A 424-nucleotide genomic window follows, 5' to 3' on the forward strand; every position below is an offset into this window, starting at 1 on the left:
CGCCAACCCGCAGGCGCGCTTCCTCGGCACCCGCACCGGCGCGGAACTCTCCGCCCTCTACGCCGCCGCCGACGTGTTCGTGTTCCCGAGCCTCACCGACACCTTCGGCATCGTGCTGCTCGAAGCGATGGCCTGCGGCCTGCCGGTGGCGGCCTACCCGGTGACCGGCCCCCTCGACGTCGTCGCCGGGACCGGCGCCGGCGTGCTCGACGCCGACCTGCGGACGGCGTGCTTGGCCGCGTTGGAGATCCCGCGCGCCCAATGCCGCGCCGAGGCGCTGCGGCGGACATGGGCCGAGAGCGCCCGCCAGTTCTTCGGCAACATCGAGAGCGCGCACGCCCACGCCGCCGACCTCGCCCTGCCGGCAGGCGCCGAGGCGGCGCTGCTCGGCTGACGGGGTGACGGGCCGAACGAGGAATGCGAA

General features: G+C 75.0%; 1 protein-coding gene. It reads left to right on the top strand.

Annotation, left to right across the window (positions count from 1 at the left end; translation table 11 throughout):
- Positions 1-394, top strand: a 394-nt coding sequence (locus FV222_RS29150; protein WP_147816576.1) for a glycosyltransferase, incomplete at its 5' end; no start/stop codon positions are given.
- Between the last annotated feature and the right edge of the window lie 30 nt (positions 395-424).

It is taken from the genome of Methylobacterium sp. WL103 (assembly GCF_008039885.1).
Taxonomy (GTDB): Bacteria; Pseudomonadota; Alphaproteobacteria; order Rhizobiales; family Beijerinckiaceae; genus Methylobacterium; species Methylobacterium cerastii.